Raw genomic sequence first — 14,436 nt, forward strand, 5'->3', positions numbered from 1 at the left:
CATCCTACATGAGAAACAGATAAATGGTTTCGTCACCATTTGGGGAAGCGACCTTATGCTGATGGGCAGCGCAGTACATTGCAATTGGCCTTTCCTTTTACCTATTGCTATAATGATAACGCAAACATTTTAGAGGGTCGCGTCAATGCTCCGACTGGAATTGCGGCGCGGCGTTGCCTCGAAGAGGAGGAAATCAATGACTCAGCGCAGAGCATTCCATTGGCCGCAGCCGCTGGAGGGCCAGCAGGCCCGCATCTGGTATGGCGGTGATTACAACCCGGACCAGTGGCCTGAGGAGGTGTGGGACGAGGATGTCCGCCTGATGAAGAAGGCCGGCGTGAATCTGGTTTCCGTAGGCATCTTCTCCTGGGCCCGCATCGAGCCCAGGGAGGACGTATACGACTTCGACTGGCTCGACCGCATCATCGACAAGCTCGGCAAGACCGGCATCGCGGTCGATCTTGCATCCGCCACCGCCTCCCCGCCGATGTGGCTCACCCAAGCACATCCGGAGGTGCTGTGGAAGGATTACCGCGGCGACGTATGCCAGCCGGGCGCCCGCCAGCACTGGCGCCCGACCAGCCCGATCTTCCGCGAATATGCGCTCAAGCTCTGCCGTGCGATGGCCGAACATTACAAGGACAACCCGTATGTGGTGGCATGGCATGTGAGTAACGAATACGGCTGCCACAATCGCTTCGACTACTCCGAGGACGCCGAACGCGCGTTCCAGCAGTGGTGCAAGGCTCGATACGGCACGATCGACGCGGTGAACGACGCATGGGGCACGGCATTCTGGGCGCAGCATATGAACGATTTCTCGGAAATCGTGCCGCCGCGCTTCATTGGTGACGGCAACTTCATGAACCCGGGCAAGCTGCTCGACTTCAAGCGGTTCAGCTCCGACGCGTTGAAGGCGTTCTACATCGCCGAACGCGATACGCTGGCCGAGATCACACCGGGCAGGCCATTGACCACGAACTTCATGGTCTCCTCGGGCAACACCACCGTGGATTACGACGACTGGGGCAACGAGGTCGACTTCGTATCGAACGACCATTACTTCACGCCGGGTGAGGCGCATCTGGACGAGCTTGCGTTTTCCGCCTCCCTGGTGGACGGCATCGCCCGCAAGGATCCGTGGTTCCTGATGGAGCATTCCACTTCGGCTGTGAACTGGCGTCCGATCAACTACCGCAAGGAGCCCGGTCAGCTGGTGCGCGACTCCCTGGCGCATGTGGCCATGGGCGCGGACGCGGTGTGCTACTTCCAGTGGCGCCAATCCAAGGCCGGTGCGGAGAAGTTCCACTCCGCGATGGTTCCCCATGCGGGCGAGGACTCCCAGACCTTCCGCGATGTGTGCGAGCTGGGCGCCGATCTGAACACGCTGGCCGACAACGGTCTGCTTGGTACACGGCTGGCGAAGTCCCGCGTGGCCGTGGTCTACGACTACGAGTCGGAATGGGCCAGCGAGCACACTGCCACGCCTACCCAGCAAGTCCATCACATCGACGAGCCCTTGCAGTGGTTCCGCGCTTTGGCTGATAATGGCGTGACCGCCGACATCGTTCCGGTCCGTTCGAACTGGGACGAATACGAGGTGGCCGTGCTGCCGAGTGTGTACATCCTGTCGGAGGAGACCACGCGTCGCGTGCGTGATTATGTGGCGAATGGTGGAAAGCTGATCGTCACCTACTACACCGGATTGTCCGATGAGAAGGACCACATCTGGTTGGGCGGCTACCCCGGCTCGATCCGTGACGTGGTCGGCGTGCGCATCGAGGAGTTCGCTCCACTGGGCACCGACTGGCCGGGAACCGCGGATCATCTCGACCTTTCCAATGGTGCCGTGGCGCACGATTTCGCCGACGTCATCACCTCCGTAGGCAAGAATGCCACTGTACTCGCATCGTTCCAGGACGATCCGTGGACCGGCATGGACGGTCGCCCTGCGATTGTCGGCAACACGTACGGCGAAGGCCGTTCGGTGTACGTCGGGGCGCGACTGGGCCGCGACGGTATCGCCAAGAGCCTGCCTGCGGTATTCGCCTCGTTGGGCGTGGAGGCCGCGGATGCATCCGATCCGAGACTTCTGCGCGTTGAGCGTAAGGACGAGGCTACTGGCACCAAGTTCACGTTCCTGTTCAACCGTACGCACGGGCCGGTCGAGACTTCGGAAGAGGGCGAACCCATCGTTACGTCTCTTGCCAAGGCGGATGGCGGCAAACTGACCATCGGGCCGAACGGCGTGGTGGTGGTGAAGCGCTAATCCTCGAAGAATCATCTGAATGGGGCGTTGCAGTCGGTATGGCTGCGGCGCCCCATTATTGTTATGCCGTCTGGTGCCGTAGTGCTGTGATTTGTGCAACAGCGGCCCGGCGATGTCGAATGACATCGAACGGTGTCGAACCGGTTCGACACGCGGAATTGGTTGCGTTGCGGGGCGACGTGGCGGTAGAATCGAACCGGTTCGATAGAGAAATGTGCGAACCGATAACAACGTACTCAGCTGACCGGAAACGGAGCCAAAGGAGGTCCCATGAAAAACAAGGTGCAGCTCATCACCTATGCCAACCGTCTCGGCGACGGAACTCTCAAATCGATGACCGACATTCTGCGCACCCGATTCAACGGCGTGTACGACGGCGTCCATATTCTGCCGTTCTTCACCCCGTTCGACGGCGCCGACGCAGGCTTCGATCCCATCGACCACACCAAGGTCGATCCGCGCCTGGGCAGCTGGGATGACGTTGCCGAGCTCTCCAAGACCCACGACATCATGGTCGACGCCATCGTCAACCACATGAGCTGGCAGTCCAAGCAGTTCCAGGACGTGCTGGCCAAGGGCGAGGAATCCGAATACTACCCGATGTTCCTCACCATGAGCTCCGTGTTCCCGAACGGTGCCACCGAAGAGGATCTGGCCGGCATCTATCGCCCACGCCCGGGCCTGCCTTTCACCCACTACAAGTTCGCCGGCAAGACGCGACTGGTATGGGTGAGCTTCACCCCGCAGCAGGTGGACATCGACACCGACTCCAACAAGGGCTGGGAATACCTCATGTCCATCTTCGACCAGATGGCCGCCTCCCACGTCAGCTACATCCGCCTCGACGCCGTCGGCTACGGCGCCAAGGAAGCCGGTACCAGCTGCTTCATGACCCCGAAGACCTTCAAACTCATCTCCCGTCTGCGCGAAGAAGGCATGAAGCGCGGTCTGGAAATCCTCATCGAAGTGCACTCCTACTACAAGAAGCAGGTGGAAATCGCCTCCAAGGTCGACCGTGTATACGACTTCGCCCTGCCGCCGCTGCTGCTGCACTCGCTGTTCACCGGTCACGTTGAACCAGTGGCGCACTGGACCGACATCCGCCCGAACAACGCCGTCACCGTGCTTGATACGCACGACGGCATCGGCGTGATCGACATCGGCTCCGATCAGCTCGACCGCTCGCTCAAGGGCCTGGTGCCGGATGAGGACGTGGACAACCTCGTCAACACCATCCATGCCAACACCCACGGCGAGTCCCAGGCGGCCACCGGCGCCGCCGCATCCAACCTCGACCTCTACCAGGTCAACAGCACCTATTATTCGGCGCTTGGATGCAACGACCAGCACTACATCGCTGCCCGCGCCGTGCAGTTCTTCCTGCCGGGCGTGCCGCAGGTCTACTACGTCGGCGCACTCGCCGGCAAGAACGACATGGAGCTGCTGCGCAAGACCAACAACGGCCGCGACATCAACCGCCACTACTATTCCACCGCCGAAATCGACGAGAACCTCGAGCGTCCGGTAGTCAAGGCTTTGAACGCCTTGGCCAAGTTCCGCAACGAGCTCGACGCCTTCGACGGCGAATTCTCCTACGAAGCCGACGGCGACACGTCCATCACCTTCAGCTGGAAGGGCGCCGAAACCTCGGCCTCACTCACTTTCGAGCCAGGCAAGGGCCTCGGCGTGGAGAACACCGCATCCGTCGCGTCCCTCACCTGGACCGACGGCGCCGGTGAACACCATACCGACGATCTGATCGCCGAGCCGCCGGTCGTGGCGTAAGGCACAGCAGGCCTAAAGGCCACACAATCAGGGCATTCGTTCCATGGGGGGGCGGGTGCCCTGATTCATTGCAGTTTTACCGCGCATCAACATATGTTGCGATGCATATGTCGGCGTACGGCGGGTATATAACCAACACCATCATTGAGAGGGGGAAACGCATGAATGATTTCGTGCGTCCGGGCATCGACGATCGCCCAGACTACGACAAGGCGCTAACGGATGAGCAGAGCCGCTGTCGGATTCCTGGTAATCGGCATTTGGCCGAAGGAACAGTCCAACGTGGACGAGCCGCGTGCCGAAATGAACATCAAGAACATCCTCAAGGCGTTCATTCCGCCGGTCGGCAAGGGCGCCCGCAACTTCTACTACGCACTATTCGGACGACTGATGATGGTTGCCGGCTATCAGATGATCACCGGCTACCAGCTGTACATCATCAAGTACTACACGCTATCCGACTCCGGTCTCGATGCCAATGGTTTGAAGCTTAAAGCCGCCAGCATCGTCGCCACCATGTCCGTGATCACCATGGTGGTGTCGCTACTCGCCGCCTTCACCGCAGGCCCGATCTCCGACCGTCTTGGCATGCGTAAGATTCCCGTGGCGGGAGCCTCCGTATTGTTCGCCATCGGTGCGGCCATGCCATGGATCTTCCACAATGCGATAGGTATGTATCTGTTCGCCGCCATCGCAGGCTTCGGCTACGGCGTCTACAATGCCATCGACCAGGTGCTGAATATCTCCGTGCTGCCGAACCCCGCCGAAGCCGGCAAGGACCTGGGCGTGCTCAACATGGCCAATACACTGTCTTCCGTGCTGGGATCCGCATTGACCTCCGCATTGGTCATGATCACCGGCAACTATGCGCTCGTGTTCCCGGCTTGCATCATCGTGGTGCTTATCGCCGCGTTCCTCATCATGCGCATCAAGGGCGTGAAGTGACGATAAAACCGTCATAGCGCCATCTGAAATGGCGCATCGTGCGGCACGGCCTGCGATACGAAGACGAATCAACGGGAAGCCAGCGAAAGCGGCTTCCCGTTTCGCATATCTCAGGTATCCGAGCAACCGACACTCCGCCACCAGTTCCGGCCCGCCGCAGCCGCACAACCTGTGCCTCATGCAGATACGCCCCGCAGCGTACTCTAAAACCCATAGGAGAGAAGCCATTCGCAATATGCCGAACGGCATGGTCGAATGGTTGCATCGCATCGAGGGGTAGAGGAACAACTGTGCTGAAACCATACGTTCGCCCGGGCATCGACGATCGCCCTGATTACGACAAAGCACTCAGTAAGGAAGACAAGGCGTCCGTGGCGCGCCTCGCACGCGAAGATCGCCGCCTGCCTCCAGAAGCATCGGCCAAACAGCCGGGAGCGCAGACGGCACGCCTTACCGCAGCCGGCGGCGCTTCGGCGGCAGCTGCCGGCGTCGAAGCCGCGGTTCCCGACTACTCCTCATCATTCCTCGACATGCGAGACCCCATGACCGCCGCGGACGGCACCAAACCGTCCCGCGCAGGCGTACTGCGACTGAAATGGGCGTTCGCGCTCGCCGCCGTGCTCATCACCGCACCATGGACGATGCTGAACCTGATCGCCATCCCCAACCACATTGCGCTGCTATACGGGCTGAACACTGAAACCGTGCTGGCGGACGGCGCCAAAGAAGCGGCGCTTGCCACACCGTTGGCCGTCATCATCGCTTTGGGAGCGGTGCTGTCCATTATCGTCACGCCGGTCATCTCCACACTGTCCGACCATACGCGAGTCATAGTCGGCAGACGCACACCCTGGCTTATCGGCGGCGGCGTATTCGCGGCACTGGTAACACTGATTCTCAGCGCCACCGATACACTGACCGGCCTGATCGCCGGATGGCTGTTCATCCAGCCCGCATACGCCATGCTCACCGTGCCCCTATCCGCTGCCATCGCCGAACGCGTACCCGATAAATTCCGCGTAGGCGTCGAACGTTGGCATGCGGTCGGCGTGCTGGTGGGACAGGCGGCAGGCGGTGTGATCGGCGGCATGTCGATCGCCTTCGGAGCCACCGACATATTCATGTGTGCGGCGGTGCTGTTTGTTGTTTCCGGCATCATCCCCGTACTGGTCTGGCCGCATGAGCGTTCAAGCGTCGATCAGCGGTGGGCCCGTTGCAACTGGGAAGAAGCCTTCTCCGTATTGCGCGGACCGCGAGGCGACAATGCGGCCGTGTTCCACCGGCTGTTCTGCTCCCAGCTGTTCATGATGGCCGCCATGAGCCTGACCAGCGTATTCCTGTGGTATGTTGTGCGATTCTCGCTGTATGGCGGCGGCGATCCGGGCGACTCCACTCCGCTCACACTCCCCGCAGGCACACTGGTCATGATGTTTGCCATCACCATGTTCGGCGGCGCATTGCTGGCCACCGGCCTGTCAGGCATCATCGTCGACCGCATCGATGACATGCCGGGACTGCGCAACCGCAATTTCCGCATCGCCATCGTGATTGCGGGCGGACTATACGTAGTCGGCCTGGTAGCCGGCATGGTTACCGTGATGATGGGCGGGGAGAAACTGTTCCTGGCACTGGCATTCCTCGGCGGCTTCAGCCTGAGCATCTACGACGTGCTCATGCGCTCGCTGGTGGTCGAATCACTGCCCGACTCGCGCAATGCCGGGCACGACCTGGGGTTCTACGCGTTGGCGAAGCCGCTGGGATTGATTCTGGGAGCCGCCCTGGGCGCTGCCGCGGTGAATGCATTCGCTCCGTCGTTCGGGTATGAGGCGGTGTTCCCGGCTGCGATCATTTGCGTGTGCGTGGCCGTCGCTGTGCCGTTGACCGTAAGCAGAATCGACGGCGACTGACGGCTGCCAAAACGGTATGTTCACATAGTGAACACCTGGTAGATACTGCGGGAAACGGCTCCTATGGTCATATCGCAGTTCGGATGGAAATCCGAAAAGAAAACTTCGAAACCGAAAGGAGGTTCGCCACGATGACTGGATTCAATGCGCTCGCACTGCTGTCCGCACGAATTATTATCCCGTCTTCGTTGGCGGACTGATTCGGCATACAAGCTTGAGCCCCGCCAACGAAGGCAGGGCGGCAAGCGAGAATCTTGAAGCCCTGCACAGTGCGGGGCTTTTTTGTTGCCCGCCCACAAGGCGCATGCAGCGAAAACAAGCAGCAACGAAGAAACACGCCACAGCGTGGGTGACCGGTCAGAAGGGGCCGCCCACACCAGAGAATGAGTAAGAAGGGCATTCCTCATGACTGCAGCCGATACGACTACGTCCGGCAAGCTGAAATCAATGGCTCGCGATTCGGTCAAAACCGTTATCGCCGCCTCGATGGTCGGTACCGCCATCGAATTCTACGACTTCTACGCGTACGGTACCGCCGCTGCGAACTACTTCCCGAAGGTCTTCTTCGGCGACACCGCCAACCCGACCGTCGCCCTGCTGGCCAGCTTGCTGACCTTCGCCATCGCCTTCATCGCCCGCCCGCTCGGCTCCCTGGTATTCGGTCATTTCGGCGATCGTATGGGCCGCAAGACCACGCTGGTGGTCTCCCTGCTCACCATGGGCGTCGCCACCTTCCTGATCGGCTGCCTGCCGACCTACGACCAGTGGGGCATCGCAGCAGTCGCAGTGCTGTGCCTGTGCCGCTTCGTACAAGGCATCGGCCTGGGCGGTGAATGGTCCGGCGCTGCGCTGGTCGCCACCGAAAACGCTCCGGAAAGCAAACGTGCGCTGTACGGCTCCTTCCCGGAACTGGGCGCCCCGATCGGCTTCTTCCTGTCGAACGGCACCTACTTCCTGCTGGAAACCTTCAACGATGACGATGCCATGCTCGCATGGGGATGGCGCGTGCCGTTCCTGCTGTCCGCAATCCTCGTAATCGTCGGCCTCGTCGTTCGCGTCCAGATGGAAGAAACCCCGATCTTCCGCCTCGCCCAGGAACAGAAGAAGGTCGTCAAGTCCCCGCTGACCGAAGTGTTCAAGAAGAGCTGGAAGCAGGTGCTGCAGGCCACCTTCCTGGTAGCCGTCACCTACACGCTGTTCTACACGCTCGCCACCTGGTCCCTCGCCTGGGGCACCAAGAGCACCGAACAGGGTGGCGGCAGCCTCGGCTTCGCCAATCAGGAATACCTGCTGATGCTCATGATCGCCGTGTGCGTGTTCGCCGCATTCATCGTGATCTCCTGCGTGAACGCCGACAAGTTCGGCCGCAAGCGCGTGATCATCATCTCCTCCTGCTGCCTCGTCGCATTCGCACTGCTGTTCCCCTACCTGCTTGACCCGGCAGTCGTCGGCCAGCGCAACTTCGCAGCCAACCTGCTGTTCCTGTGCCTCGGCTTCGCACTCATGGGCACCGCATTCGGCCCGATCGGCGCGTTCCTGCCCGAACTGTTCGACGCCAACGTGCGCTACTCCGGCTCCGGCATCGGCTACAACCTGGCCGCCATCGTCGGCGCGGCATTCGTACCGACCATCGCCACCTGGCTGTCGCACAACTGGGGCGTGCACTCCGTTGGCCTGTACCTCTGTGTGATGGCACTGTGCTGCCTCGTCGCGGTGCTGAGCTGCAAGGAGACGAAGGACGTTGATTTCACTAAGTGAAATCAACGGCTGGTTTCTGCCCTCACTCAGCTGTCGCTTCGTTCGGGCGTCGCCTATCGGCAGTCCACTGGACTGCCGTTTGGACGGCTCCGTTCACCAAGTGAAATCAACGGCAGATTCGTTAAAGACTTCGCCTGAATAAGGCAAGACATAACTGAAAAAACAACTGAAAAATAACTCAATATCCATAACTAAAATTGGGCGTTCACGTAGTGAACACCCTTGGTGCACTCCTTGGAAAATCAGACTAAACCTACATATCGGAAAAGCCCACAAGGATAACCAGAACAGAAGATTTCTGCACAACCACGCAGAACGATGAATATCGAATAATACAACAGAAGAATCAATAAGGAGCGCCATTATGGCAGCAACTATCTGGTACGAAAAGGACGCCGATCTCTCCGTGTTCGAAGGCAAGAAGGTCGCCGTTATCGGTTACGGTTCCCAGGGCCATGCCCATGCCCTGAACCTGCGTGATTCCGGTGTGGATGTCGTCGTCGGCCTGCGTCCGACCTCCAAGTCCGTGGAGTACGCCAAGGAGCAGGGTCTGGAAGTCCAGTCCGTCGCCGATGCCACCGCTGAGGCCGATGTCGTGATGATCCTGCTGCCCGATCAGTACCAGGCAGCCGTGTACAAGTCCGAAATCGAGCCGAACCTGAAGCCGGGTGCTGCTCTGGCCTTCGCTCACGGCTTCAACATCCACTACGGCTACATCAAGCCGAGCGAGGATCACCCGGTGTTCATGGTCGCCCCGAAGGGCCCGGGCCACATCGTGCGTCGTGAATACACCAACGGCCGTGGTGTGCCGGTCGTCGTCGCCGTGGAGCAGGATCCGGACGGCAAGACCTGGCCGCTGTGCCTGGCTTACGCCAAGGCTCTGGGTGCTCTGCGTGCAGGCGCCATCAAGACCACCTTCACCGAGGAGACCGAGACCGATCTGTTCGGCGAGCAGGACGTGCTCATGGGTGGCATCAACCACCTGTGCGACATGGGCTTCGATGTGCTGACCGAGGCCGGCTACCAGCCGGAGATCGCCTATTTCGAGGTGTTCCATGAGCTGAAGATGCTCGTCGACCTGGCTAACGAAGGCGGCCTGAACAAGGCCCGTTGGTCCTGCTCCGACACCGCCCAGTACGGCGATTACACCTCCACCGTCATCACCGAAGAGACCAAGAAGCGCATGCAGTACCAGCTCAAGCGCATCCAGGACGGCTCCTTCGCCAAGGAGTTCATGGATGACCAGGCCGCCGGCGCTCCGAAGTTCAAGAAGCTGCAGGAAGAGTACAGCCACCCGCACCTGGAGACCGTTGGCCCGAAGCTGCGCGCCATGTTCTCCTGGAACAACCAGGTGGATGCCGATGCCGATATGGCCGAGTCCTTCAACGGCAAGATCGCTCGTACCCAGGTTCAGTGAGATCGTTTCACTAGTCTCGTAACGAGATAACACAAGCGCTGCCCGCATGTTGCGGACGGCGCTTTTTGCGTTGTGTGGGGGTGTGCGGTCAGGTCGACCGCCGACTGTGCTGCGGGGAACATAGGGAGAAGGGCGTAGGGGTAGTACTACGGTGTCGGTGCGGCGCTGGCAGTGACTTCGGCTGTGATATGGCTCACGTTGTGGACGGAGACGGGACTGGGGGAGCATTGCCGGTAGGATAGTGCCCAGTTTTGAAGGACAAAATCCTTCACAAGACGAATAATCTGCAAACAGTAGATACCCCGGCACATAGTGCCACACCCCACTACATATAAAAGGAGTGCCAATTACCATGGCTGCACAAATCTGGTACGAGAACGACGGCGATCTCTCGGTCCTCGAAGGCAAGAAGGTTGCCATCATCGGTTACGGTTCCCAGGGTCACGCCCACGCGCTGAACCTGCGTGATTCCGGTGTGGACGTCGTCGTCGGCCTGCGCCCGACCTCCAAGTCCGTCGAGCATGCCAAGGAGCAGGGCCTGGAAGTCAAGTCCGTTCCGGAAGCCGCCGCCGAAGCCGACGTCATCATGATCCTGGCTCCCGATCAGTACCAGCGCAACATCTGGAAGAACGACATCGAGCCGAACATCAAGCCGGGCGCTGCCGTTGCCTTCGCCCACGGCTTCAACATCCACTACGGCTACATCAAGCCGAGCGAGGATCACCCGGTCTTCATGGTCGCCCCGAAGGGCCCGGGCCACATCGTGCGTCGTGAGTACGTGAACGGCCGTGGCGTGCCGGTCGTCGTGGCCGTCGAGCAGGATCCGCGCGGTGACGCATGGGCTCTGACCCTGGCTTACGCCAAGGCTCTGGGTGCCCTGCGTGCAGGCGCCATCAAGACCACCTTCAAGGAAGAGACCGAGACCGATCTGTTCGGCGAGCAGAACGTGCTCATGGGCGGCGTGAACAAGCTCGTCGAAATGGGCTTCGAGGTCCTCACCGACGCCGGCTACCAGCCGGAGATCGCCTACTTCGAGGTGTGCCACGAGCTGAAGATGCTCGTCGACCTCATGAACGAAGGCGGTCTGAACAAGGCCCGCTGGTCCTGCTCCGACACCGCTCAGTACGGCGATTACACCAACACCGTCATCAACGAGGACTGCCGCAAGCGCATGGAATACCACCTGGGCCGCATCCAGGACGGCTCCTTCGCCAAGGAGTTCATCGACGATCAGGATGCCGGCGCTCCGAAGTTCAAGGCTCTGCAGGAAGAGTACGGCAATGTGCGCATCGAGTCCGTTGGCCCGAAGCTGCGCGCCATGTTCTCTTGGAACAACGGCAAGGACGAGGACGCCGACATGGCGACCTTCAACGGCAAGATCGCTCGTACCCAGGTTCAGTGATTGCAGCCTGGTCTGATCTAGACGATTAGCGAAAGCGTCGCCCGCGTGTTGCGGACGACGCTTTTCGCGTTGTATGGGGCGTTTGACGGTGATTCGCCGTGCTGCCCCGGTATGCTGCCGAATCGGTCACGTTCCATATCGATTCCGCCAAGCAGGTGGAGCCGGCCGCCTTCACCGCGCCGAAGGTGCTGCGCTGCACCAACGACCTGAAACGGTGACACCGGCGTAGCGGTGTGCAAACGGTGCGCCTAGAGAGAGGATGAGAAGCGCTTCGGCTCACGCTGGCTGAAGCGCTTCTTGCATTGCAACGCTTTGCCTCCAGCATGATGCCAATATCAGATAGACTTATTTACAATAAGCGCGTTTTCACCCGGTCCGCCCGGGCAAGTGACAAAGACGGCATTGAGCGAAAAGAGACTGTCATGGCTGGTCAAAAGAACAAGGTCACCATATTCGATGTGGCCAAAGCATCTGGCGTCTCCAGCAGTGCAGTCTCCTACGCATTGAACAACAAGCCCGGCGTATCCGAAGCCACCCGAGCCAAGGTGCTGAAGGTCGCCAAGGGGCTTGGATGGAGACCCAACGGCGCCGCCCAGGCATTGGCCCGTGCGAACACCAGTCGCATCGGCGTGGTGCTGGCCCAGGAGGCGCGCCTGCTTTCCGCCGAACCGTACATGATGGAGCTGCTTGCCGGTTTGGGCGCCGAACTTGAGCAGCATGACTATTCGATGCTGCTTCGTTTCGCCATTGGGCGCGACAATGAAGTGGTGATTCTTAAGGATTGGATCGCCACCGGCAACGTGGACGCATTGCTGCTGGTCAACCTTGAAATGGACGATCCGCGTGTGGCATTGCTCAACGAGTATCCGGAGATGCCGGCGCTCGCCTTGTGCGATCCTTCGCTGTCTGGCGGATTGCCCGTTATGCGAAGCCTTGATATGCAAGCCGTCACCAAAGCGGTGTCGTATCTGCATGATCTGGGGCACGAGCGTATCGGTCGTGTCGGCGGTCCGGAAAGCTTCGGTCATTCCTATATTCGCGACGCGGCGTTCTCCGATGCCGCCGCCGAGCTCGGCGTGCGATACCGCTGCCTGCATGCCGACTACACCCCCAAGGGCGGCATCGAGGCGACCAAGCGTTTACTGTCCGTCAATCCTCGCCCCACCGCCATCATCTACGACAACGATGTTATGGCCATGGCCGGCATGGGCATCGCCAGGGAAATGGGATTCGACATCCCCGGCGATCTATCGATTATGGCGTGGGACGATTCCTTCATGTGTACTGCGGTATTCCCGCACCTGACCGTTATGGGCCGCGATATCGTCGGTTCGGGCCATCGCGCCGCCCAGCTGCTGCTCAAGCTCGTCGACGGCGAACAGGTCGGTGTGGCCGACGAATACCCGTACGAGCTGCGCGAACGCGCATCGACCGGCCCGGCTCCCGCAAGTGTCGAACAGCGGTAGTCGTGCCGCTGGCGTGCCGCGGCAATCCGCAATCCGCGTAGACGCCATTCCACTGTGATTTCCTCTCTCGGCATTCGTCGCCGAGAGGTTGTATCATTGAAAAGTTGCTTGTTTCAGGTCATCCGACCGCAAGCAACGCGTATACACACTCCTGCCATGGAACGTCCGTGGCCGAATAGTCCGAAGGAGGTGGGTGATGTCTGCGCACAAGTACGAACTGATGTTCATCGCCGATCCTGAGCTGGATGAGCGCGGTCTGAAGAAGCTGACCGAGCAGTATCTGGAACTCGTCACCAAGGAAGGCGGTTCTGTTGACGAACCCGATTACTGGGGCCGTCGCAAGCTTGCTTACGAAATCGCCGGCAAGACCGAGGGTAACTACGTTGTGGTGACCTACTCCGCCGAGCCTGCTACGAGCGACGAACTGGATCGTGTGCTCAACCTTAACGAATCCGTGATCCGCACGAAGATTCTTCGCAAGGACGCCAAGTAAGTTTTATCGTCAGCGTTCACGCTGGATGGAAGATAAGTAAGAAGGACACGTCATGGCAGGTGAAACCGTCATCACCGTGGTGGGTAATCTCACCGCGGATCCCGAGCTGCGCACCATCGGAAGCGGCGCTTCCGTGTGCAGCTTCACCATTGCTTCGACTCCGCGCACCTATAACCGTCAGACCGGCCAGTTTGAGGACGGTCAGGCGCTGTTCATGCGCTGCAGTGCATGGCGTGACCTTGCCAACCACTGCGCGCAGAGCCTCTCGAAGGGCATGCGCGTCATCGCACAAGGCCGTTTGCAGCAGCGTTCCTATCAGGCACAGGACGGGTCCAACCGTACTGTGTTCGAGATGCAGGTCGATGAAATCGGCCCGTCGCTGCGCTACGCCACCGCACAGGTACAGCGCCAGTCGTCCGGTCAGGGCGGCTTCGCCGGCCGCAATAACGGCAACGCCGGGTACTCCGGCGGCGCCAGCGGCTTCGGCGGCAATGCAGGCGGCTACAACGGTGGTAATTCCGGCTTTGGCGGCAACTCCGGCTTCGGTGGCGCTCCGAGCGCACCGTCCAACCCGGTGTCCAATCAGGCGCCCGCTGCCGACCCGTGGAGCAACGGCGGCGACGGAAGCAACAGCTTCTCCACGTTCGGCGGCTCCTCCGATTTCGGTGGTGGCGACGACGAGCCTGAGTTCTGATCATCCAGCACACTGCATTTTCAATCGTTCATAAGGAGAACATCATGTCACGTAAGAGGCCGCAACCGCCGGTCAAGCCGTTCAAGAAGAAGCCGAACCCGCTGAAGACGGCGAAGGTCACCGAGATCGATTACAAGGACGTCGCTCTGCTGCGTAAGTTCATTTCCGATCGCGGCAAGATCCGTTCCCGTCGTATCACCGGTGTCACCGTGCAGGAACAGCGTGAGATTTCGAAGGCTATCAAGAACGCCCGCGAAATGGCTCTGCTGCCGTACGCCACCTCTGGTCGCTGAGTTAGGG

The 14,436-nt window shown here is 60.2% G+C and carries 10 protein-coding genes and 1 pseudogene; all 11 read left to right on the forward strand.

The window, feature by feature from the left end; translation table 11 throughout:
* The first annotated feature begins 196 nt into the window (after positions 1-196).
* Complete coding sequence (locus BBAG_RS00345) at positions 197-2,269, forward strand: beta-galactosidase (RefSeq protein ID WP_033509156.1); 2,073 nt, start codon at positions 197-199, stop codon at positions 2,267-2,269.
* 270 nt (positions 2,270-2,539) lie between these two features.
* Positions 2,540-4,054 carry a sucrose phosphorylase gene (gene gtfA / locus BBAG_RS00350; protein ID WP_003825411.1) on the forward strand — a complete coding sequence of 505 codons (1,515 nt, stop codon included), beginning with the start codon at positions 2,540-2,542 and terminating at the stop codon, positions 4,052-4,054.
* Positions 4,055-4,294: 240 nt separating this feature from the next.
* Positions 4,295-4,999, forward strand: a pseudogene (locus BBAG_RS00355) (MFS transporter); the annotation flags it as partial.
* A 290-nt stretch (positions 5,000-5,289) separates the two neighbouring features.
* Complete coding sequence (locus BBAG_RS00360; protein ID WP_003825416.1) at positions 5,290-6,906, forward strand: MFS transporter; 1,617 nt, start codon at positions 5,290-5,292, stop codon at positions 6,904-6,906.
* A 405-nt stretch (positions 6,907-7,311) separates the two neighbouring features.
* Entirely contained in the window at positions 7,312-8,664 is a 1,353-nt protein-coding gene (locus BBAG_RS00365; protein WP_003825419.1) for an MFS transporter, read from the forward strand.
* Positions 8,665-9,028: 364 nt separating this feature from the next.
* Complete coding sequence (ilvC, locus tag BBAG_RS00370; protein ID WP_003825420.1) at positions 9,029-10,081, forward strand: ketol-acid reductoisomerase; 1,053 nt, start codon at positions 9,029-9,031, stop codon at positions 10,079-10,081.
* Between the two features lie 352 nt (positions 10,082-10,433).
* Positions 10,434-11,483 carry a ketol-acid reductoisomerase gene (gene ilvC / locus BBAG_RS00375; protein WP_003825422.1) on the forward strand — a complete coding sequence of 350 codons (1,050 nt, stop codon included), beginning with the start codon at positions 10,434-10,436 and terminating at the stop codon, positions 11,481-11,483.
* Positions 11,484-11,905: 422 nt separating this feature from the next.
* The gene (locus tag BBAG_RS00380; protein WP_033509226.1) at positions 11,906-12,949 is read left to right on the forward strand and encodes a LacI family DNA-binding transcriptional regulator; all 1,044 of its coding nucleotides are present in this window, start codon (positions 11,906-11,908) and stop codon (positions 12,947-12,949) included.
* 196 nt (positions 12,950-13,145) lie between these two features.
* Positions 13,146-13,442, forward strand: a complete 297-nt coding sequence (gene rpsF / locus BBAG_RS00385; RefSeq protein ID WP_003825429.1) for a 30S ribosomal protein S6 — start codon at positions 13,146-13,148, stop codon at positions 13,440-13,442.
* 52 nt (positions 13,443-13,494) lie between these two features.
* Positions 13,495-14,136, forward strand: a complete 642-nt coding sequence (locus tag BBAG_RS00390) for a single-stranded DNA-binding protein (RefSeq protein ID WP_003825430.1) — start codon at positions 13,495-13,497, stop codon at positions 14,134-14,136.
* A gap of 44 nt (positions 14,137-14,180) precedes the next feature.
* Entirely contained in the window at positions 14,181-14,429 is a 249-nt protein-coding gene (rpsR, locus tag BBAG_RS00395) for a 30S ribosomal protein S18 (RefSeq protein ID WP_003825431.1), read from the forward strand.
* Positions 14,430-14,436: the final 7 nt, after the last annotated feature.

It is taken from the genome of Bifidobacterium angulatum DSM 20098 = JCM 7096 (genome assembly GCF_001025155.1).
Classification (GTDB): Bacteria; Actinomycetota; Actinomycetes; order Actinomycetales; family Bifidobacteriaceae; genus Bifidobacterium; species Bifidobacterium angulatum.